Here is a 22836-nt window from a genome sequence, read left to right as displayed (position 1 = left end):
AGAAGAGAATGAACAACAAAAAACAAAGACTTCTAGTTGCTGCATTTCTTATGTCGCAAGCTCCAGCAGTAATCGCTGGCTATTATAATTCTTCAATTGAAGGTATATCATTGGATGGGATTTACACACCAGAGAACCTAAGTAATATCTCAAAGACTGTTTGTAAGAAAGTCTATGATGATCCAAATATGGATAAAGAACATACTCAAATGTGTGAGCGTGGAGTTCAGTCTGCTCAACGTATGGCCGCTGTTTACGCTGCTGGAGAGGGGACTCACCTTGGTTGTGTTGATGGTTATCAACAAGGCCTTTATCGTGGTTTCAATATGACTTCAAATCCTTCTGTTGATATTCTTAGAGAAGAGCAGCGTGCATTAAAGGGTGTAACGATTGAAAATGCAGTAGCTCTGGGAAAAAATAAAGCAGCACAAGATTCTCGTTATTCAACTGAATCAGAGATCATCTCTCGCTTCAGAGACAATGTTAGAAATGATGCTTCACAAACTGTGACAACTCCATCAAAAGACTATTCAGATGTATTAAGAGTGCCTCGCTTTGAAGGTTTTGATGATGGTTACTCAAGAGATGGAAAAGGTGGATCTTTTAATGATGTTATCAATGCTGGATGGGTTTCTTCTTCAGCTGCAATCGGAAAGAGAATTCATGCTCGTGCAGTCGCTAGACAATTTGGTCTTAGATCAAGTCTAGCTGATAAGTGTTCTTCTACTCCTATTTTATTCGACAAAGGTCTTCACACTGTTTCAATGTGGGATCTATTCTCTGCTTATGGAGAGTATAATTTCAAAGACTATGGTTGGAAGTCAACTTCTCGTGCATGGAATAAATTCAAGGCCTCAGATGAGCAAGAAGCAATTGCTTATCGCAATATTCAAGACGTTAGGGAAGCTTACCAGTATAAAATTGGTTACCACCAAAAAAGAGTTATCGTTGAGGTTGATGTTCTTGATGCCAATGGGCAACCAACGGGCGAAAAAGAACCTAAGAAGGACGCCAACGGACAATATGTTTATGAAGAAGTAGATGATTTAAATCGTCCAATCTTTGAAACTCGCTACCGTACAGTTTCAGGGAAATCGGCACAAGACCTAAAGGATGTATACGCAGATGCATTCTCTGAGTCATATAGAAATCTTGCTAAGGAACACTTTGGAAAAGCGTTTGTGTCAACCCATACTATGGCACGTAACCTTGGTGAAGACTCTGGTAAGGCCGTAGGTTTAATTGTTGCTCGTGATCTTGCAAAACAACAGGCGTATGATGAAGTTTATAAGGCACAATCTGCAACTTCATTTGCAAAAGAATATGAAAACCTATTTGTATCTTCTTGGAATAAGAATTTTGAGTACTTCGTAAATAATCCAATGGTTGAGATTACAGGATTCGATTTATCAGGTGATGGAAATGGGATCTTTACAAGAGGTGAGTCACTTAAGTCTGTTCTTGGGTTAAGAAATTTAGGTCTTAAGTCTGGAAAAATTAAAGTGTCTCTTGATTCTTCATCATTTGAAGCGGGCTCAGCACGTTCTGAATACGTAACAGCTCCGGCGGCACTTAACTTTACTCATAAGTCTGCAAGTGCTCAAGGTAAGCTTTCAAACAATCTAAGCGTTTTTGATTCAGCGTTTCTAGTTGTTAGTATTGACGGAAGTGATATTAAAAAAGTTTATGAGCTTAAGAGTACAGATTCTAAGAGAATCGAGATTCTTGATGTTGCTCCAGTTTATCAAGCAGATACACGTATTAACTCTGTTGTTGCTGGTGATGCGACAGTATTTGTAACAGTAAAAAACCCTTCAAACTCAGAGACTTCATCATCTGTTGATATCTCTGTGGCAATGAATGATGGTAGAACTTATACAGCAACAACATCTGCTTTGAAAGCAGGTGAGTCTAAGAGAGTTCCAGTTCGTGTAACAGGACTTGATCCACTATTTATTATTAACCAAGGGCTTTCTGGTAAAGCAACATCTAAGGTTGCTGGAAGAGTTATGAACTCACGTGTAACATCTCGTGATAGTGTTGACTTTGATACAGCAGTTGCAGATTACTTCAATTCAATCCTAACTAATTCAACAACTAACTTTGGTGATGATGATTATAAAGAAGATCGTGTTGAAACTTTAATTTCAATCATCTTAACTGCTACAGAAAGACAAATTGATATTGATTGGGATAGTAATTCAAGAGTTGCTACTACGATGATCGGTGCTCTTCAAAAAGAATATAAAGCTTCAGCGGCCGCTGGAAAGCTTAATGAAGAAGCAAGAGAGACTTATAAAACTTTGGCCCAAGAGCTTGAAGGATTATATGATGATACTTTTGGATACAAGGATTATGTAAATCAACTTAAGGTATTCAACGGTGATCTTGAAACTCGTTCAAAGAAAGATCGCAAGAAAGATTAATCAAAAAAACAAAGGCCCGCTTCTTGCGGGCCTTTTTATTTTCAATAATTTTATTTTTAATTATTGTGCTTCAACTACAGCTTGTCCTGGTTTGAACCAACATAGTGGTCTTAGTCCAGTTGTGAAGTTTTCAGTTCTGTTACATGTACCGATGTTAGCATCATTTTGATCTACATCTGTGTAAGCGTCAACAGTACATAGAGCACCTTGGAAGTAAGTATCTAGACGACACTGTGGTGCTGGGTGATTGTCATTAGTTTTAGAAACAACAGCTGGATCTGGAGTGTCAAACTTAAGCTCAGTCGTCATATTTCTTAGTGCTCTGAATAGGTTAGCTAGTGACATACCTGCCATTGAACCTCTTAAACACATTGCATATTCATTTTCGTTAACAAAGTTAGCTTCACAGTTCTTAACCGCGATTGCTGGAACTTCAACTTCGCTCATAATTGAAGCGTTGTCGTCGTTTTCCATGAACTTTCTTAGACACTTAGATGTTGCGAAGTAATCAGCTTGACCTTCGTTTGATGCCCAAGATGATCCCCACCAGCTTGCTTTCTTTGGTGCTCCACCTAGGTGGTGACCAAGTTCGTGACATACAACAGATGCAAATCCATCTCTTGTAATTGTTTCGTGTCTAGCTAGACCACCAAACATCGAAACGCGCCAAGTGTTACCAACTTGCTGAGCATATGCGTTAACTGTTCCATCTTCCCATTTTCTTTCGATTTCTAAAGTTTTACCTTTAGCTGCAATGATTGGTGCGTAGATCGCTTCAATCTTATCGATGATTCCATTGAATTCACCTTCAGAAATTGTGTTGATACTTTTTACATTTGAAGGAATCCATAGGTTGTTGTCTTCTACGATTCCTGTTGTTCCGTGCTCATCACATGCAAAAGTAAATGATGCTGTGCATGCAAGTAGTAGAGCTAAAATTCCTTTTTTCAAATCAGTCCTCCCTGAAAGTATATTATTGATTTGCCAATTATTTTCTCGTTTAGCGTAGATATGATTTTTCTGAATTTTTTACACTATGTAAAAGTCTTTTTTTGATTTAGGCCTCAATGTAAGATTTTGTTGGTTTCTTGATGCTGTGATGCATTGTGGATGTGATGATTTTTTTACTGTGAATCTGTCTAACATACTAAAATTATGATAAGATTTTAGCAATATGAAGAAGCTAGTTTTTATCTCTTTATTTACACTTTCAGTTGTAAGTTATGGCCAAGGTAATGATCCGCTTGTTGATCAGATTATGCAGATGCGTGATGAAATGATGAAACAAATGCAGGCCGGTGATAGCTTTGATGCTGAAATACAAAAAATGTTTGAAAGAATGCAGAAGATGGGACAGATTCAAGGGCTACCTGATCGCCTCAATCATCACGTCAATATGGTTGAATATTTTTGGCAGGATGCTGACACACTAGTTGTCAAAGCTACTAAAGACGATGAAGTCAATATTGAAGTTAAAGAAGGGCTTGTCGTAATCAAGGGGCAAAAAGTTATCAAGTCTCCAAACGGTATTTCAAAATCTTCTTTTACTCAGTCTGTTCCAATTAGAGCTGGCCTTGATTCAACGACTGTGAAGATGAGTGTTAAGGATGGTAATATTATTCTTGATTTTAAGGTATTGGAAAAATCTAAGCAGCGATAATCTCACCGTTTAAATTTTCAAGAATTGAATAGAGCTTATGATTAAAGTCCTGGACGTTAAATGGCTTTGTTAGAACTTCCTCTACATTTAACTTTGAAGCATCGTGAATTTTATCTACATCGATATCGCCAGAGATCAACATGATATGAGGATAATTTTCATTCCTCTTTCCTTCCATGTTATTTACGCCGTAAAGCTGCTCAATATATTGAAGGACTTCTTGACCACCCATTTCCGGTAGATTTAGGTCAATGACAATAAGGTCATAATTATCGTCTCTGATCATTTTACAGGCATCAAGCCCATTTGAGGCCATTGACACATTTGCAAAGTAGCCACTACTTGCAATAAGTGACTTTAATGATTCCGAAATTGTTCTTTTGTCGTCAATTATGAGTGCCTTCATGTTGATTTCCTTGTCTTGATTTCCGTATCAATAAAATCGCAAAGTTGCTCTTAAACCTACAAACAATATGTCCTCATTTTAGTGCCACCTACTATTTTTTATAACTAAATTAATTCATAAGATTTGTTAATGCTCTTAAGTCTCTGAAATAACGACCAAAACCCTCAGCTAAATTTGAGTAGAGGACTAAAGTATCGTCGATAAGCTTCCGATAAATAATTTATGAAAAGCATCGCTGTGACGTTAATTACATTGATTGTGACAAGTTATGCCTTTGGAATTAAGGAGACTTATTTCCATAAGCAAGAGTTTGATATTCCAAAAAGAGACTTGTCGATTATCGCAACTGACAAAGGGTTTTTTCCTTCGAAAGTAACTGCATTTGTAGGGGAGAAGCTTAATCTCTATGTGACAGCTGCTACAAACTTACCAAGTTGTCTTATTTTAAAAGAACACGAAGTATATGTAGAGGCCAAGAAGGGTGAAGTTAGGGAGGCGTCTGTTTTCCTTGATACTCCTGGCCGCTTTAAATTCTATTGCCCATCAGGACAGATAAGTGGGACTTTAACTGTCATAGAACATCCACGTGAAAAGGCAAAGAAAGACGAACAAAAAAGAGAGATCGCATCTCGTGAAAATGAACGAGTGCGTGTCTGGCGTCCAAAAGACGACTAGAGCAGTTTATTAAAGAGTTGATTGTGAGGGATTATGTCTTCGGTATTTAGCGATGCGATTAAGAATTTACTTTATCCAATTGGAGACCTTCTGGAAGATGAGGGTGTATCTGAAGTTATGATTAATGGCCCTCATGAAATCTTTGTTGAAAAGAAAGGACTTGTGTTTAAAGTTCCAAATCAATTCGAAGATGAATCCTCTTTAATCTCTGCAATGCGTGCCATTGCTCAATCAGTAAACCGTACAATTGATGAAGACAATCCTCGCCTGGACGCTCGTCTTCCTGATGGCTCGCGTATTCACGTTGTGCTGCCTCCTATGGCAAAAAATGGGACAACAGTGGCCATTCGTAAGTTTTCAAAAGATAGCCTTACATTAAAAGATTTAATCTCATTCGGATCGATGTCAGATGTCGCCGCACGATTCTTAGATATTTGTGTCTATCTTGGAAAGAATATTCTCGTTTCTGGTGGTACAGGTTCTGGAAAGACAACCATGCTAAATGTTCTCGGTGGTCGAATACCAAAAACACAAAGACTTATCATTATTGAAGATGCAGCAGAGCTACAAGTTGACGCCGAACACGTCGTAAATTTTGAAACGAGAAAGGCCGATGAGCTAAAAGGGATTGAAGAAGTTTCGATTCGTGATCTCGTTATTTCTGCCATGAGGCTTCGTCCTGATAGAATTATTGTCGGGGAGGTACGTGGTGATGAGGCACTTGATCTTGTTCAAGTTATGAATACTGGTCACGACGGTTCAATGGGAACTGTTCACGCCAATAACCCAATTGACGCCTGTACTCGTCTTGAGACACTGTGTCTTATGGGGGACACAAAGATCCCACCTGATGCTGTTAGGAAAATGGTCGGAAGTGCTCTACAGATTGTCGTGCAATGTAGTCGATATCATGATGGTGGACGTCGTACTTCACATATTTCTGAAGTTTTAGGTGTCGATAATAATGGCAATTATATTGTTCGTGATATTTTCCGCTGGGTGCAGACTGGAAAGGATCCACAAACAGGTAAGTATGTAGGAGAGATGGTGCCGTGTAATTACGTGCCAACTTTCTTTGAGGATATTGTAGTTCACAAGCTGCCATTTCCAAAATCAAGCTTCTTGGCCCCTGATTGGGTTAAGGATATGGTTAAGAAGAAAGCAGCTTAGAAATAGAGAGAGCTATTAGATATCGACTTCAATTCCATCTTCATAGATTTCTACGATAAATCGATCCTGATCTAGCTCTTTTGTCTTTTCAACGATTTCTTTGATATCATCCACTTCTAGTTCTGGCTCAAGCTCCATGTCTGCGCTAAATACCTTAATGATAGCAATACTCATCTTAAAGTCACTTAAGTCACTTAAGTCACTGAATTCTGATAGGGGAAATGTTACTTTGTAACCCCCTGAAAACTTGTCAATATCCACGTCTATTTTCATATAATTAATTGTAATTACATTAGAGTAAAAAGCAATAAAATTTAAACTACGTAGATTCCTGTAGGTGTGTCAAAAATTTAGTGCATAGAAAATGAACATGGCATTACTATTTTTCAACTAAGCACATAAGAACACTTTCCACTGATATTATTGAAGGCGTCAGTTAGCCTAATTTTATTTTTGAGGGAAAAATTAAATGAGAAATAGAACGAAATCATTCATCAAATCAACTCTAGTGATGACAGCGATTGCTCTATCTGCAAATATTTTTGCACTAGAAACAATTCAAGATGATATTGATTCAATTCGTTTTCAGCTTAAATCTGAACAAATCTATACTTTGAAGAATTATGGGCAAGGACAGTATAAGGAATTGGCCTTTACAAGAATTGAGCGACCGAAACTAGAAGTTGGCCTTAATAAGAAAGCTTCAACAGAAATTTTAGAAGTCGCTATTGATGAATCTCTCTTAGTTGAAAAGAACTCGCTTGTTAATATTAAATTAGAAAAGAATAATCTCGTTAATATTGAAAGTGCTGCAAATTCTAAGACTTCAGTATTAACAAAATTAAAAAATCATAAATTAGGACTTGATAAGAATCAGGCCGCAAAAATACTTAAAAAAGATATCATCGCAAATCTTAATCGTGTGATTGCAAAAATTGGTTTTCGTGATAACACAAAAGTTCGCTATGAGATTAAGAATCTTGCCTTTAATTGTCCTTCTCTAAAGGGCCGTATTACGAATTGTCGTGGTAAGTATGATGTCGTTGCAGTATTAAAGAACGAAAAGAAGAAGACATCAAATCTTTCAGAGATTCTTATTAACTCGACGAAGAATTTAAATTCTTTTGGATCAGAAATTGAAATTAACACTTATATTGGAGAGCTTCGTTCAATCAATAAGCAACTTAATAAGTTGTCAGAAGGGAAGCCTAAGGGTGTTGATCTTAAAAAGCTTTATGCCCTTAAAAAAGATGTACAGTCAGAAATTTTAGATTCTTATCAGTACACGGCCATTGCTACGACAAGTGCACAAGAGTTTTTAACAAAGCTTAATTCTAAATTTAATTAATACTTTGTTTTAAACTTACAAATAAATTTATGACTTCATTTAATACATCATTATGAAGCTGACAGAAGTTAGCTTCATACTTTTTTGAATGAGAATCAAATACTTCACGATTTTCTTTGTTCTTAACTTCTAGTTTCAATTGATCCGCTAGAAAAATTAATTTGATATCGAGATTATAAATAATCACTCTAAGAATAGGTGACTCTTCCCATTGTCCAAAGAAAATTTTGTAACTTAAGATTGTATTTCTGTGATCAATGCGAGCAAGAGATTTTTTTAGGGTAAGTAATGTTACCTTAAGCCACTCAAGGGACTTGTCTTCATTTAGTCCAGTCTTAGGGGAGATAATCTTAAGATAATTAATTGAGCCATCGATCATGGCCTTAATTGCAAGGTGTTCATACTTTTTTGCATCAAAGTCTAAAACTTCTTTCTGATATTCGATAAATTCTTTGTCCACTAAGTTTAGTACTTTCATTTGATCGAAGTGCATTAGTAGGTTGCTATCATGTGCCTCTGTGTGGAGGTAGATATCGTGGAGGTTTTTGCGGTCTTCACGTAGAGGCGATTTTTCAAAATTATTATGGGCCAAGCAAATTCGCATTGGACTTTGTAATGAGTCATGCATAGACTTTAAGATCTTGTCTCTGCTATCATTATCAGATAGACGGTTTTTATTAATTCTAGAGAAAAAGTTTACGAATTTATTTTTAATACCCATAAGGGATAAAATAACGACTTTTTTAGGGATGTCTAGCATTTAAGGTGAAATATTGAAGATAGGGATTTTTGATTCAGGCATTGGTGGGCTTAGCGTGTTGCGTGAAGTCGCAAAATTGATGGATCGTTGCGAAATTTATTATTTCGCAGACCGTCTTAATGCGCCTTATGGTAATAAAACAAAAGAAGATGTGTTTAATTTTTGCCGACATATTGTAGATGACTTCATTTCCAACGGAATCGAAACAATCTTAATTGCCTGTAACTCCGCAACGGCCATGGCCATTAATGAGCTACGGGAAAATTATCCAATGATTCGCTTCTTTGGAATTGAGCCATTTATTAATGTGATTAATCTTAGACCAGAACTTAGGAAACAAAAAGGAGTTGTTCTTACGACAAAAATTACGGCCGACTCGATGCGATTTCAGAGTTTGAAAGATCGTTATGATCCCGAAGGCCACTTGGCTTACCGCGTATCGAAGAATCTTGCAAAAATTATTGAAGATAGCTTTGACAGCGGTAGACTAAATGAAGAAGAAATATCTAGAGAGATTGTCGAATCGATTTTCCCATCAGGTGGGAAGGAGAGCTTTGATTATGTCATTTTGGGATGCACTCACTACCCATTTGTAAAAGAGTTTTTTAAGGCCAGTGTTGGTGCCCGCAGTATTTCTCCTTGTTATCATGTGGCCAAGCATATGGCCGATCAATGTGTCATATCTAATGATGGCGAGATTGTTGACTTCTTCTATTATCGAGACAGTAAAAGTCCTGATTTATGGCGCAAAGTTAAAAAACAAAATTTAGAAGGTTTTCCCTTTTTCTAAGTGACGATCCTTAATAGCGTAAGTTAAAATATGGCAAATTTTAAACTAACGAAGGATTGGTATATGTCTAAAATTAAATCTATAACTCCACGTCAAATCTTAGACTCACGAGGAAACCCAACTGTTGAAGTTGATTTAATAACTGAAAATGGTTTTATGGCCCGTGCAGCGGTTCCTTCAGGGGCATCGACTGGCTCTAAGGAAGCTTTAGAGTTAAGAGATGGTGATAAGTCTTACTACCTTGGAAAGTCTGTTAAAAAGGCAATTTCAAATATCAATGAATATATTGCTCCAAAAATTATCGGGATGGATGTTTTTGATCTAAGAGCTGTTGATCAAGCGATGCTTGATATCGATGGAACTGAAAATAAAGAAAAGCTAGGTGCAAATGCAATTCTTGCGGTTTCAATGTGTGTTGCTCGCGCTGGTGCACTTGAGAAAGGAAAGTCACTATACGCTTATTTAAGAGAAGATCTAGGTGTTCCGGTAGCAAATGATAAGTATCGTCTTCCAACACCAATGATGAATATTATTAACGGTGGTGAACACGCTTCAAATAATCTTGATATTCAGGAATTTATGATTATTCCACATATGGATAAGTCATTTAGTGAAAACTTAAGAGCAGGTGTTGAAACTTTCCATGCTCTAAAAAGTGTTTTAACTGAAAAAGGGTATTCAACAAATGTTGGTGACGAAGGTGGTTTTGCACCATCTCTTAAATCACACGAAGAGGCCCTTGATCTAATCCTAAGTGCTATTGAAAAAGCTGGATATAGGCCAGGCCAAGATATTTCGATCTCGCTGGATGCTGCTGCATCGGAATTTTTTAAAGATGGTAGTTACCAAATGCAAGGAAAGAGTTATTCAAGTGAAGATATGGTTGAATATTACTCAAATTTAGCCTCAAAATATCCGATATATTCAATTGAAGACGGGCTGGACGAAGCTGATTATTCTGGTTGGGTAAAACTGACTGCAAAGTTAGGGGATAAGTGTTTACTAGTTGGTGATGACTTATTTGTAACGAATAAGAAGATTCTAGCTGAAGGTATTGAAAAGAAGCAAGCAAACTCGATCTTAGTTAAGATCAATCAAATTGGTTCTCTAAGTGAGACATTTGATACGCTAAAGCTGGCCTTTGAAAATGACTTTAGAGCAATTATTTCTCACCGTTCAGGAGAAACAAGTGATGCATTCATTGCTGATCTTGCGGTAGCAACTTCAAGCGGACTAATCAAAACAGGTTCAGCTTCAAGAAGTGATCGTCTTGCAAAATACAATCAACTACTAAGAATTGAAGAGGCCCTTGGTAGTGAAGCAAAATACGACGGATTAATCTAAGTAAGAATAAATAAGGCCTCTAGAAAATAGAGGCCTTTTTATGTCTGACTCAAAACTAAAAGAAAATAATGAAGCTCTTCATTTCCTTCATGATCTTCTAAATCATACGCATGGGCTAAAATTGTATCTAGAGTCGCGTAATGGTCAAATGGATCAGTCAGGCCTAGAAGTCATTTATAATGAAATTGCGGCCCTTGAAAATCAGATCTCCAAGCAATTTAATCGTTTAAAAGATAATGGCCCCTATCGGTTCACTGACTTAATTGAAACATGTAAGATGCAATTTGAGATCTATCAGCTTAATGTCGATTTAGTAGTTGAAGTTTCACAATGTGAGCTGGCCCCTATCGAATTTTCTTGTGATGAACAAATTTTTGAACGCCTCATAAAAAATATTTCAAAGAATATCTATCTATGGTCAAGGCCTGAAGGTAAGATTAATTGTCATATCAGTGAAGTTGGAGAAAAGATTCAAATTACTCTATCAAATGAAATTGATCAGCACTCTGATTTAAATAAGGCCTCTAATGGTATTGGCCTTCTATCTATGAAGCGACTTGCAAGTGAGAATGGAATTGTTTTTCAAAGCTACTTGGCCGAGAAAAAATGGTTTACGAAAATCTTGATCGATAAACTCGGGGAAAGGGCGCAAAATATCGCCTGCTAGGTAAAAGAATTCTATCTATATTAAAAAGTAATAAAGAAGGTTATTCTATATAACATATGGAATTTATAAAGATCTTTATTACGTTAATGACATTGCTTGCCACTGGGCCACTTGCTTTGGCCAACTCTCGTATCTATCAATCAGATGCCACGGCCTTAAATAAGGGCGCATCTAAAGTTAAGATAGAGGGAAGTTTTTCTTCAACTCTTTCACAAGTAGATAGTGATGGAAATGAAGTCGTTTACAATGATGACGTTAGCTATAATCTTCTTGATGGGAATATTGATTATCAATATGCCATCATGTCTAAATTTCAGCTTCTTGCTGGTCTTACAGGCCGCTATATCAGTAGTGGTGACACAAATGAAACACAAACAACAGCAGGCCTAGAGTCGTTCTATGTTGGTGCTTTCTATGGCCTTGATAAAAAACACGGAAAAGATTTTGCACTTAGTGCAATTTACCGCTTTAGGCCTTACACGGTCGATACATATTCTGGTTCGGCTCCAAGTGATGAGCTAATCCTAGGTGATGGTGGAAATGATATCGAAGTTAATTTCCTGGCAAAATTTGAATCAACAAAGTGGACCTCATACGATTTTAAGATCGGCTATCGCATCCCTGGGGCCCCTATTTCATCTGAAGTTACTTTTGATGCTCGTCTTGTTAAGCACTATGTTGACTGGGCCTTTTGGTTTTCTGCAAATGGTGTTTATTCACTAGGTGGAGATGAATACACTGACACTCCTAATGCAAAACCAGTTGTGGCAAGCGGTTACACTTCAAGATGGAACTCCATTAATCGTCAATTTGTAAATATTGATGCTAGTGTGCAAACGATATTTGGAAGTAAGTACCTGGCCTATGCAACTGTTGGGACAAAGGTTTTAGGAACATCTGCAGATAAAGACTTCTATACAACACTTGGGCTAAGTTGGACTACCGGTGGCGTTACAGCACAACAAAAATTTGAAGAAAGTTTTAAAGAATACTCAGTTGAGGCCAACGTTATTAAGGTTTCACCAAGAGGTGTTTTTATCAAGATAGATCACGGATCCCTTGATGACATCCAGGCCGGAAATATTGTTGATATTTATAAGACCGACTACTTTGGTGGCAATATTTTGGTTGCCCAGGGAAAGGTTTATGAGGTCTCAAGTGCATCAGCAATCGTAAAGGTGGTCGCTCGCTACCGTAAGGTGCCAATAGAAAAAGGCTTCGCTGCTAGGATTAAGTAGTTGAAATGAGGAAATATTTAGTAATTGATATAATTATAAGTTAAGCTAAAATATTGAATATAAACATAAAAAGGATATTATCGATGATGAAGCAAATCTTAATTGCTTTCTACCTACTGGCAACATCAGCTGTAATTGCAAAACCTTATACTTCTAACTTTCTTGAGTTTGAACTACCAAATGGTTGGGAATGTTCAATTGAGGGAAGTGAGTACGTTTGTCAGTCCACAAATGATAGAAGAAAGAAAGAGGCCATTATTATTTTTGCGGCAAAACACCGTGGTAAACAAGATGACCTTATTCAATATAAGGCCTATCTTGAGCAGGCCAAAACATTTAAGCTACCTGGTGGTAAAACTCAAATCTCTGAGCCATCTTATACAAGAATGAAGAAGATTCAAGGTCAAGGACATACTTGGGTAGACTCTCTTCATTTATCAAGTGAAGTTCCTGGCTTTTTCACTCGCTATCTTGCGACTGTTAAAGGAGAGTTGGGAGTTGCTGTAACATTCTCTGTTGCAAAAGAACACTACCAAACTTATAAGCCAATCTTTGATAAGATTATCGAAACAATGCAGGTATTTTCTCGTATTAAGAATAATGCTGATGGGCTTAAGCTTGCTGGAAACAAAGGGGAAGCTGTACCTGGAGCTTCTGGTGACTTCTTAGATAATGAAGCTGGCCTTAATGATATTGGTGTCGGCGGACAGAGGCAAAAAGGTAAAGGCGCTGGTGGCGATGATATGACTCTTTATCTAATCATTGCACTTGTTGTCGGAGCAGGTATCTTCATTGCTAAGAATCGTAAAAAGAAAGGTTCTAAAAAGAAGAAAGGTAAAAAGAAGAAAAAGAAATCATAGAAAATAAAAAGGCCTCTCGTATGAGAGGCTTTTTTTTATTCTGTATCAAGACATGCTTGAATGGCCTTCTTAAATTTTAAATTCGTGGCAACACTCGTCCCTAGATTTGTTGCGTTACTAAAGTGACTTCTTGAACAGCCCCCATGGGAGTGAACACCAATAATCTTTCCTGACTTTAAATTAATGATACTTGAGCCAGAATTTCCACCAGTCGTATCGACTTTGTGTCGAATGACACCAGTTCTCCCCACGCTTTCTAGGTATCCGATTCCATTTTGTTGAGCAAATGATCTCTCTACTTCTACGTCATAACCATGGCCAGTAATCGATATAAGGGCCTTGCTTTCAGGCACCGTATAATCTAGCTCATAAAAGCCTTGCACTTGTCCTGCAGCGTATTCAGTATGAATATTTGGTAGAAGCTTCATAACGGCCCAATCGTTACCAGGACCGGCGTTGCTATAGACTATTGTGCTCTCGTCTACCTTATAAACATCCTCTTTAGCTGAGTAGTTAAGTCCTTCTTTATCTGAAGCAGGAGTATTAAACTCAACTAGTTTAAAATATTCATTGCAATGGCCTACTGAAATAGCACAATTATTAGAAATCATAGTTACAGTACAGGCGTTATCTGCAGTTTCACTATAGAGTGCGCGGCCTACTTTTGGGTCTTGGGAAGGGACTCGGTCATCAATACCGCAGATTGATTTCTCTAAGGCGAATATTGAAGGTGATAATAGTATTAAAAAGATAGGTGTTAATCTATTCATGGAAAATCCTCTGTATGTTGCGATGGGTTAATTTAGGGGATTTATGAATTCTTATCAATGCTTTGTGTAGAGATTATAGATAAAAAAAGGCCCTTATAGGGCCTTATTTGATATAGTAAATATTATGTATTTAATCTATTCAGTGGCCAGACAGTTTTCAACTGCTGCTTTGAATTCTGGATGTAATTGAAGTACTGTCCCTGCATTTGCATTTGATTTATTACTTCCGTAGCATCCACCATGAGAGTGTACACCAACAATTTCTCCAGTGTTTAAATCAATGATACTTGAGCCTGAATTTCCACCCATTGTATCAACTCTATGGTTTAAAATTGCAGGTCTATGACTTCCATAATAAACTCCACCGACTTCAGTTAATGGCCCAATATTATTTTGTTGTGCAAATTTTCTTTCAAATTCATTATCATTTCCGTAGCCAGTAATTGATAGAAGTGTTCCTTCGGCCGGAGCTTCTTTTGCAATAGGATAGAAGCCCTGTGCTTGACCAGGTAGAAGTCCTGTTGTTTTGTGAGGCTTAATTTTAAATACGGCCCAGTCATCTCCTTGGCCATTACTCTTGTATTTAATTGTTGCCTTATCTGCTTGATAGATATCTTTAGGGTCAGGGTGCGCAATTCCTCTTCTTGTTGAAGGAGGTGTATTGAACTCAATGACATTGAATGTAGCGGCACAGTGGCCTACTGAGATTGCACATGAGTTTGATACTAATGTAACTGTACAACCGGCCTTATCTCTTGCTCTTTCTAGAGAGCGTCCTACTTTTGGATCACTTGATGGTACGCGATCATCCATTCCACAAATTGTCTTATCCATGGCAAAGATTGAGAATGGTAATAGTGCGCTTATGATTAGTTTTTTCACTCTTCTCTCCTTAGTTCGTGAAGAAATATAGTAGATCCTGGGAAAGTAAACGACAAATACGTAATTGAGTTAGTAAGAAGTTGTTAGAAAGTTAAGATTTGAATATTTTTTTAAGAAGATTTAAATAATATTCTTCATTCATAAAGTGAATATTATGAGAAGCGTCTTTAATTATATAGCTGTGAAAATCAACGTGATCAGATGGAATATAGGCATCGCAATACATTTGATATTTCTTGTCAAATTCACCGCATAGATAATGATAGGTGATACCTTGTGGCAATTCGTTTAAGTCTCTTAAGTCTCTTTGATTGGCAACTGAAAGTATTTTCGAGACTTGAGACCAACTCTTGGCATATTTAATAAATTCAATTTCTTTTTGCTTTAACATTTTAGATGCACGAGGTGAGAGCTTGATATTTTTAAAGACTCCTTGGTCATACCATTTATGAAAAAATGTTTCGGCCTGTGCATCTTTAAATAAGATTGAATCGTGTTGTAGTCGCTTTCTTTTATCTTCTATATTTCCAGTAAAACCAGGTGCACCTGATTCATTAACAAAAGTCTTTATTGCTTTGGCCTCTGCTAATCTTTTGTCACGTAGGATTTCATTAAAAAGACGGCCAGACATTGAATACGTAATGAAGTGAACTTCTTTGTTTGTCATTGTATCGATTTCTAAAATTGAAGAAATTAGTCTTTCTTTGAAGAGCTCAAAAGATCTTAGTTTATGATTTTTTCCATGTCCTGGTAGATCGATATAGATGAGTAAGTAATTTTTGGCCAAGTGCTTTGTAACTTTCTCTAGTTCGAGAGAGTTTCCCATGAAGCCGTGACTGATGAAGATGATATCTCCGTGAGGATTTCCTTGGGCACTGATATAGATATCTTCATTAAATTGCATAAAAAGCGTATTCATGAGTAGCTTTATTTTTTCTCTGCCGATTTTCACACCGACTTGCTGCTCTTTTAGATCACGGGCCTTGTATAGTAAGTGAGGCCTTTCAAATGAGATGAGTTCATCTTCTATAATGCTTTGGGCCTGTGCAAGAGAGTGATCATCGCAGAATGTGAGAGCAATAAGATTTTCATACTTATCATTCTTAATTGGAGCGACATAAGCATTACTGAAATGCTTGGATAATTTCTCTTCGATAATTTCTGGATTTATATTTTCCGCGGCCTTTTGAAAAACAAAATCACTTCGGCCTAAGATTGTATAATTACCATGTTCATCAAGTCTTATGAGATCATTGGTAATATATTTCTGATTAAAGTCATCACCATATAAGTATCCAATGGCGATACTTTTTCCTTCTAAGATGCATTTTGAATCGATGATGCTCACCTTGCCATCCATCGGTTTCCCACAGGTGCTTAAGAGTTCATTATCTTTTGTAAAAGGTGTTGCTAAAAATTGTGCACAACTTTCACTTGCTCCAAATGAGTTTGAAAGATAAATGCCAGAACTTGTGGCCTTTTGGATAAGAGCACTTGAAATTTTTGATCCACCAAGAACTATTCCTTTTAATTGCTTCAGCCTTTTAGTCATTTGTTCTGAGTCCATAAGCCTTGCAAGTTGCAGCTGGACCAGCGAGCAAATTGATATTTGTGAATTTTCTAATAGGTCATTTTCAAGTTGGCCTGCATCAACAATTGTTAGTGAACTCCCTGCCACAAGACTTCGCCATGCAATCATGATCCCTCCAATATGAAAGAGAGGAAGGGATAACGCCCAATTGTCTTGTTGATTGATTTGATAGTGATTAACAGTTGCTCTTGCACTATTTAGGAGTGAGTCTAGGCTTAGTCTTACTCCTTTTGGTCTGCCAGTTGAGCCCGATGTATAGATGATGCTGGCACATGATTGATGAGACTGTATTCCATTTAACTTTGCTTGAGAAAGCTTTTCTAAATCATAGTCGTATGGTGATAGCTCAAGCCTTCTGTGATCAACTAGTATTGGTGTGATACCATTGTCAATTAAACTAAAGTAATTAACGAGAAAAGAAATATTGTTTTCTGGCCGCCAAGAAAGAACTTTAAAACTTGAATTTATTTCAGTTGCCTTAGAAATTTCTTGGCGTAGTTCTTCATATGTAAGGATGCATTTGCCATCTTGATAGATAAATGGGCCACTTGAGTCTTTAATAAGGTTAGAAATAAAACCAGTATTATTCATAACTGCGCATTAGCCCAACAACTACACCTGCAATACGAAATTCATTAGCTTCTGTAATAATAAAAGGCGAGAGGCGGTCATTTGCTGGATGTAACTCTACTGAGTTTTTCTTCTTAAAGAAGTTTTTAACAGTTGCTTCATTATCAACAAGGGCAATAACTGTTTGTCCTTGGTTGGCATTTTCTTGGGCACGGCAAACGAGGATATCGCCCTCATGAATACCGTCGTTAATCATTGAATCACCCTGTACGTTTAGGGCAAAGTACTTACCTGGACGTGACACCATGTGATTTGGCACGAGAGTGTGTTCACTAGGGTTCTCAATGGCCTCAATTGGATTTCCGGCAGCCACATCTCCTAAAAGTGGGACCTCGCTAAAGTGCGCATTTGTATTCGTCAATGCCGATATTTGTTGATCAAGCTCTTGTGATGAAAGTTGTTCTTCGTCTAAAATTTTAATTCCACGACGAGCATTCCAGTCGACTTCTATTTTCCCGGCCTCTTGAAGATAGTGCATATATTTATTTACAGAGCCAAAAGACTTTAGCCCGAAGTGCTCCTTAATTTCTTTTTGAGTAGGAGCGTAACCTTCTGCTTGAAAGTAGTTCTTTATATAGAGGTAGACTTGATTTTGTTTCTTTGTTAATGCCATACTAATATGTTATGCGTAAGATATGCGTAAGTCAACATGAGTTTTATTCACATTATTTGTGAATATTTTTCACGCTTTTTGTGAAAAAGTCTTACAATCTAAAATCATGCCTTTCTTGAATTGACGTAGGGCCTTGAAATAGCTACTTATAGGTCATCAAATTTAAGGGAGGGTTCATGAAATCGTTTACAAGTTTAAGTTGTTTGGCAGTTCTGGCCACATTACTATTTAGTACGAATGCATTCTCTCTAGATGCTGGAGCGCTAAATAAAGCGAAGTTTGAAAAGCTCGACTCAAGAGATCAAGAGCAGTATCTTGAAATCGTTGATCGTGAAGTAACTGAAGTTTATCCTCGTTATGAACTGGTTTATAGTAAGCTAGTAAGTGAAAAGAGTAGCGCAGGACTTGGTGAAGTCTTTATGACAGTTGATAAAATCTTGGCCCTAGGGCAAAAGATTTGGAAAATTGTCGATGCAGGTAAACCTGTAAGCAGCACTAAATTTACAAAGCCAATTAGCATCATTCCAAATATGGAAGATGTAAATGGCACATTCTCTTCAATGTCTCACTGGAGAGCACCTATTGTTCGCTCATTTAAGGTTGCTTACCGCAATGGATTTGGCTCAGAAGTTATCTCATTCGTATACACAGTTGTTTTTCAATACGGTGGAAAGTTTGAAGGGAAGGGCTCTTATATCACTGGGCTTTTTGTAAGCGCTAGTAACGTGAGTGTTTCATGGGGATTCAACTTCTCAGCATCAAGTGAGATTATGTCGATTGCAAACCAGGGAAGTATGGATTCACCCGTTGCTTCTGCAGTAGTTAATATCAATTACAAAGCTTCATCAGTACTTAAATCAATTGATGAAACGGATATCTTCTACGTAAATGGTGATGGCCTACTTCAAAGAATGAATTAAGAAATAAATTAGAAAAGGCTTCCAGTAGGAAGCCTTTTTTTATAACTTATTTGCCTCTTTTAGAGCATCTGTTAACATTGATTTAAATCGATCGAGTCTTTCTTCTTGCTGATTCTTATGCTTCTTAGACGATGCAGCTTCTGCCGCTAAGTTACGCCCTTCTATTGCTGGTGCAATGATCTCTCTGATCATATACTCGCGGGCACGAACACCAGTTCTTGTTCTTGTTATTTTAGACCACTTAAAATCTTTCTTATCGATGATATTAAAAAGATCTCCAGCATTGATTGTAAACTCTCTAAAGAAACCTCGTAAGCCTCGAGAGCGTTTCTTCATTCGGTTAAGTTCAGTTTGAACAAGAGCGTAGGAGAGTTGGTCTCCAAATGATCCGTCACTAGTATCTTTTGTTAATGCATTTGCTAGTAGCTTTCTAAGATTAGGATCTTCGGCAATATTATCTATGGCTCCTTCTTCAACTTTCTTAAGAATGTATTCTTTGAGCTCTCGTCCTTCACGAGTTCTCATGATATCAGTTAATAGACGGTTATTTGTAATGTCATCTATTTTTTCTAACACAAGATTATCTGGTCCATTATACGTGGCCAACTCTTTTTTGAAGACTTGGTTTAGATTCATACCTAATTGGGAAGTGATAAGATTTTCTAACATCTCACTTTCCATAAGGGCCTGTGTATTCTGTGCAGTCGTAGAGCGTGGGTTATCAAGACTATGCCTTTGCATTGCAATTGTCGTGTTATGAATTGCTTGATCACAGATTGCTGTATTATTTTCGCATGAATACTTTAGAGTTGATCCTACTAACTCAAGTGTCGAAATAAGCTGGGCATTAGGCATTCCATCTGAAGATCCTTCTTCTTTGAATCCTGTTTCCTGAGACTTTGCTGGGATAGTTAGAAGAATATCCATCACCTTGCCAAGCTGGTCTGGGTTTTGATTGCCATAGACTTGAACAAAGCGGCCTTTAACCTCTTCTTTAGCCTGTTGCTCAAGTTTGGTAACACAATTATTCATATTCTCAGTGGCCTCTTCAAGGCTTGGCCTATTTGGCCCATCAATACATCTTTCAAATTGACGGTATGCTTGAGATCTCGTGAAGTCTTCTAAGGTACCATTTGGATTTGCAAATTTATTAAGATCTGTAAGTAGTGTTTTTGCAATAGTCTTTGCAATATTTCCAATCTGACTACTTAGACAGTCCTTAGCTTTATCCTGTGCTCTTACATCGTCTTTGACAGAGTCTAGACACTTCATCAATTCTCTTGAAGATGAATTAGTAAGTGATTTCACTTTATTTGGCTCTCCATTAAAAAGAGGTGCTATTGTTTCTTCGATTATTTTTGGAGCAAGAGAGCGGTATGCATCTTTTACCGTTACAGACATGCAGACGGTTGCTGCCTGTGTTGCATTGACTTCATCATTACTTTGTTTTTCTTTGAGGGTTTTATCAAGACATGAATTAAGTTGTGTACTGATCTTATTCTTAGCATCTTCAAATTGTTCTTTTGTGAACTTAGATTTAAAGTCCTCTAATGTTTTGTCAATCGCACCTGGAGCGACACGTTTAATTAGAAGCGGTGTTAGGGTATCAACATTACTGTCAAGATTTTCTGGGCCACTATTATTAATATGGTTTTCAATAAAACGATTAAGTGAGCTAATTTCAGTTTCTGGCAAGTTGAAATCTTTTACTTGTCCTTGGGCCATCTCTTTTGCAATTAGGCCAATAACACTTCTTTGGGTTTTAAATGTACACGATGAGATCGTCTCATTCATATTTGCTTGATAAGTGTTTAACTTAGTATGCTTTGCTAAATCATTTTCAAGACATGACTTCATACCATTTTGAACGCGTGTAAGCTCTTGTGTAGATATTGCTGATTCAACAACGCTATCTGCAATTCCTTTATCACTTGTGGCCTTGTAAATACTATCTTTTAAGATCGAGCCAGATAGGGAAGTAATTGCTCCTGTTAAACACTGATTAATAAGATTTTCATTTACATCTTTTGTAAGGTCTCTGTAAATCTCTCGTTTAGCATGTTCAACACAAATCTCATAATCTCTAATGATTCTTTGTGAAAGTTGAGCTCTTTTTGACTCATCTATTCCAAGTGTATCAAATTGTTTATCAAACTCGATTGCAAGTATTGACTTGGCCGCTTGTGCTGTTGCCATGGCCGTAATAAAAGCAGAACACTCATTTCCATCAGTTGTCTTCTTTGCGCTCATACATGCCGGAAGATGCTTGGTCTTAATCTCTTCAATTAAAAGATTCTTTTCATCTTGTGATAAGCTCTCTGATATTTTTGGATTTGTTAAAATTGCAATTTCTACAACATCGTAAGTAGCACTTACTTTTAAGCTATCAATACATTCACCAATAGTTTTCGTAAATTGTTCGGTACTCATTTTAGCAAGGACTAAATACTCTTGAGGTGTTTGTCCTTTTCTATTTACAATCGGAGCATAACTACAGTTATTAGATTTTCTTAAGATGTCGCCAACAATGGCATTATTTTCAGATTTTCCTGTGTATGCCTTTATTGCGTCATTGACACGTCCTGCACGTGTGCGATGATAACTTTCTAGTATCCCTGTATAAACACATCCTTTAACAACTGAAGTTGTATCAATGATTTTTTCAAATTTATTGAAGTTTTCATTTACACACTTCATATATGCACTAGTTGATTTTGCCTTAAGAGTTGGTAGGCCATCTTCTGGTGTGAAATTTAGTCCTATTTGTTTTTCCAATTCCTTTTCACCTATTGAAAGAGAAATATTATTGGTGAATATATTGGAACATTCAATAACTTGATCCTTACGTACAGCTTTTTCTAAGCATTTATCAAGATCTTTAAGATAGGGGGCAACAAAGGCCTGTTTCTCTTGGCCACTCTTGAATGTCTTCATATCGTCTAATAAGAGGTTTACGACTTCTTTTGAATATGCACTTGCAAGTTTTCTAATCTTATCGAAACTTCCGATATCTTGTTCATTGATATCATCAAATATTTCTTTAATTCTAGCATTACTTAAGTTTTGAGAAATTGCGCCAATATCCTTGAAGGTAGTGTAGAGAAACTCTTCTTTATCAAATGGGTTTATACTTCCAAAGAAATTAAAGACGCCAATGGCCCCTCTTTCGATCGCTCCCATTGTTTTGTCGCCAAAGTCTGCTTCTTCTATATTTGAATAACTTAATTTTGCCTGGAGGGCCTTACGGTAACATTCTTTTTCTAGCTCGCGAAATTCATTGGTAAGCTGTTCTCTTTCTGTTGCAATTGATGTTCTCTCATATCCATTTAATTTTGAGATAATTTCATTTAATTGTTCATTTAGCTCTATCGCGGGTGTAATAAGATTTGTAATACATTCAGACGCATTATTACAAACCACAATAGCGGAGTCCTCACTGTAAGTAGTATCTTCAAGTGTTGATTCAAAGTCTGATTCAAGCTGATATTGTTCTTGTAAATTTTTTATTGGTATAAATTTACCATCACTTGAAATAATACCAGCGAGAAGCTCTTCTTTTGTATTTGATTCATTCTTACAGATAATAGGTGCAGCACTGGCCGTTTTAGAAAGCCTAAGTTTTTCAATATCACTGGCCAAGTGACTCGCCCTTAACTGTGTTGTACTAGTTGTTGATTTCATTGTACAACTAGTTAGTTTTTCATTTGTATGATGTTTTGTAGGAAAGTAGGCAATAGGCACATCAAGTTTTAAGCTCTTATGTTTTGAATCTCTTTGATTAAAACTTGCTGTTGGAACTTTGTAACTAACACTGTCGTTATGACAAGAAACGAAATAACTAGTGAGTTGAAGAGCTCGAGGATTAGCTTCTCGCGTACAGCTTTGTTCATAGATAATAGTATTACGGTCTAAAATAGTGGCACTGCAAATCGGTTTGGCTGTTTGCGCTGTGGCCTGAATATTCCCACGTTTTAACACGCAAGCCGATAGCTCGTCTGCAGCGTAGACTTGAAAGTTTACTTTGATGAATATGAATACAATAACAATAAAACGATACATTTCATTGATCTTGTCGGAATAATCTAC

Annotated in this window: 20 protein-coding genes; 11 read left to right on the top strand and 9 right to left on the bottom strand. The window is 37.0% G+C overall.

Annotation, left to right across the window (positions count from 1 at the left end; all coding sequences use genetic code 11):
• Nucleotides 1–8: 8 nt before the first annotated feature.
• Complete coding sequence (locus M902_RS07690) at nucleotides 9–2426, top strand: hypothetical protein (RefSeq protein ID WP_021267267.1); 2418 nt, start codon at nucleotides 9–11, stop codon at nucleotides 2424–2426.
• A gap of 60 nt (nucleotides 2427–2486) precedes the next feature.
• Here M902_RS07690 and M902_RS07685 read toward each other — a convergent pair whose 3' ends face one another.
• Nucleotides 2487–3377, bottom strand: coding sequence for an ImmA/IrrE family metallo-endopeptidase (locus tag M902_RS07685; RefSeq protein ID WP_021267392.1), 891 nt, complete (start codon nucleotides 3375–3377; stop codon nucleotides 2487–2489).
• A gap of 223 nt (nucleotides 3378–3600) precedes the next feature.
• Here M902_RS07685 and M902_RS07680 point away from each other — a divergent pair, with 223 nt between their 5' ends.
• Nucleotides 3601–4086 (top strand): Hsp20/alpha crystallin family protein, encoded by a 486-nt coding sequence (locus M902_RS07680; RefSeq protein WP_021267222.1) that lies wholly within the window; start codon nucleotides 3601–3603, stop codon nucleotides 4084–4086.
• Here the strand turns inward: M902_RS07680 and M902_RS07675 are convergent.
• Nucleotides 4073–4492 (bottom strand): response regulator, encoded by a 420-nt coding sequence (locus tag M902_RS07675; protein WP_021267347.1) that lies wholly within the window; start codon nucleotides 4490–4492, stop codon nucleotides 4073–4075. The genes M902_RS07680 and M902_RS07675 overlap by 14 nt on opposite strands.
• A gap of 222 nt (nucleotides 4493–4714) precedes the next feature.
• Here M902_RS07675 and M902_RS07670 point away from each other — a divergent pair, with 222 nt between their 5' ends.
• On the top strand, nucleotides 4715–5167 hold the full coding sequence (locus tag M902_RS07670) for a cupredoxin domain-containing protein (RefSeq protein WP_021267324.1): 453 nt from the start codon (nucleotides 4715–4717) through the stop codon (nucleotides 5165–5167).
• A gap of 33 nt (nucleotides 5168–5200) precedes the next feature.
• Nucleotides 5201–6337, top strand: coding sequence for a CpaF family protein (locus tag M902_RS07665; protein ID WP_021267382.1), 1137 nt, complete (start codon nucleotides 5201–5203; stop codon nucleotides 6335–6337).
• A gap of 15 nt (nucleotides 6338–6352) precedes the next feature.
• Here M902_RS07665 and M902_RS07660 read toward each other — a convergent pair whose 3' ends face one another.
• On the bottom strand, nucleotides 6353–6610 hold the full coding sequence (locus M902_RS07660; protein ID WP_156979770.1) for a hypothetical protein: 258 nt from the start codon (nucleotides 6608–6610) through the stop codon (nucleotides 6353–6355).
• A 196-nt stretch (nucleotides 6611–6806) separates the two neighbouring features.
• Here M902_RS07660 and M902_RS07655 point away from each other — a divergent pair, with 196 nt between their 5' ends.
• The gene (locus M902_RS07655) at nucleotides 6807–7685 is read left to right on the top strand and encodes a hypothetical protein (RefSeq protein ID WP_021267300.1); all 879 of its coding nucleotides are present in this window, start codon (nucleotides 6807–6809) and stop codon (nucleotides 7683–7685) included.
• Here M902_RS07655 and M902_RS07650 read toward each other — a convergent pair.
• Entirely contained in the window at nucleotides 7678–8406 is a 729-nt protein-coding gene (locus tag M902_RS07650) for a hypothetical protein (RefSeq protein ID WP_040314479.1), read from the bottom strand. The genes M902_RS07655 and M902_RS07650 overlap by 8 nt on opposite strands.
• Before the next feature lie 52 nt (nucleotides 8407–8458).
• Between M902_RS07650 and M902_RS15865 the strand changes: the two genes are divergently transcribed.
• The 5 genes from M902_RS15865 (at nucleotide 8459) to M902_RS07625 (ending at nucleotide 13344) form a co-directional block, all read left to right on the top strand.
• On the top strand, nucleotides 8459–9235 hold the full coding sequence (locus tag M902_RS15865) for a glutamate racemase (RefSeq protein ID WP_021267256.1): 777 nt from the start codon (nucleotides 8459–8461) through the stop codon (nucleotides 9233–9235).
• A 63-nt stretch (nucleotides 9236–9298) separates the two neighbouring features.
• A complete protein-coding gene (gene eno / locus M902_RS07640) occupies nucleotides 9299–10579 on the top strand; it encodes a phosphopyruvate hydratase (RefSeq protein WP_021267295.1) in 1281 nt (426 codons plus the stop codon).
• A 40-nt stretch (nucleotides 10580–10619) separates the two neighbouring features.
• Complete coding sequence (locus tag M902_RS07635) at nucleotides 10620–11246, top strand: hypothetical protein (protein ID WP_021267200.1); 627 nt, start codon at nucleotides 10620–10622, stop codon at nucleotides 11244–11246.
• Nucleotides 11247–11302: 56 nt separating this feature from the next.
• Nucleotides 11303–12484 (top strand): hypothetical protein, encoded by a 1182-nt coding sequence (locus tag M902_RS07630; RefSeq protein ID WP_156979768.1) that lies wholly within the window; start codon nucleotides 11303–11305, stop codon nucleotides 12482–12484.
• Between the two features lie 83 nt (nucleotides 12485–12567).
• A complete protein-coding gene (locus M902_RS07625) occupies nucleotides 12568–13344 on the top strand; it encodes a hypothetical protein (protein ID WP_040314477.1) in 777 nt (258 codons plus the stop codon).
• Nucleotides 13345–13379: 35 nt separating this feature from the next.
• On the opposite strand, the gene M902_RS07620 is transcribed toward M902_RS07625, so the two are convergent.
• The 4 genes from M902_RS07620 to lexA form a co-directional block, all read right to left on the bottom strand.
• On the bottom strand, nucleotides 13380–14114 hold the full coding sequence (locus M902_RS07620; RefSeq protein ID WP_021267190.1) for a serine protease: 735 nt from the start codon (nucleotides 14112–14114) through the stop codon (nucleotides 13380–13382).
• Nucleotides 14115–14249: 135 nt separating this feature from the next.
• Nucleotides 14250–14996, bottom strand: a complete 747-nt coding sequence (locus tag M902_RS07615) for a serine protease (RefSeq protein ID WP_021267202.1) — start codon at nucleotides 14994–14996, stop codon at nucleotides 14250–14252.
• 91 nt (nucleotides 14997–15087) lie between these two features.
• Nucleotides 15088–17178, bottom strand: coding sequence for an AMP-binding protein (locus tag M902_RS07610; protein WP_021267312.1), 2091 nt, complete (start codon nucleotides 17176–17178; stop codon nucleotides 15088–15090).
• The gene (gene lexA, locus M902_RS07605; protein ID WP_021267151.1) at nucleotides 17171–17830 is read right to left on the bottom strand and encodes a transcriptional repressor LexA; all 660 of its coding nucleotides are present in this window, start codon (nucleotides 17828–17830) and stop codon (nucleotides 17171–17173) included. The genes M902_RS07610 and lexA overlap by 8 nt, the downstream gene beginning before the upstream one ends.
• 176 nt (nucleotides 17831–18006) lie before the next feature.
• Between lexA and M902_RS07600 the strand changes: the two genes are divergently transcribed.
• The gene (locus M902_RS07600; protein ID WP_021267304.1) at nucleotides 18007–18750 is read left to right on the top strand and encodes a hypothetical protein; all 744 of its coding nucleotides are present in this window, start codon (nucleotides 18007–18009) and stop codon (nucleotides 18748–18750) included.
• A 39-nt stretch (nucleotides 18751–18789) separates the two neighbouring features.
• Here the strand turns inward: M902_RS07600 and M902_RS07595 are convergent, their stop codons facing one another.
• Nucleotides 18790–22809, bottom strand: coding sequence for a hypothetical protein (locus tag M902_RS07595; RefSeq protein ID WP_040314476.1), 4020 nt, complete (start codon nucleotides 22807–22809; stop codon nucleotides 18790–18792).
• Between the last annotated feature and the right edge of the window lie 27 nt (nucleotides 22810–22836).

Source organism: Bacteriovorax sp. BAL6_X (assembly GCF_000443995.1).
Classification (GTDB): domain Bacteria; phylum Bdellovibrionota; class Bacteriovoracia; order Bacteriovoracales; family Bacteriovoracaceae; genus Halobacteriovorax_A.
Note: the sequence above shows the minus strand (reverse complement) of the source record. Positions and strands in the feature narration are given on the sequence as shown.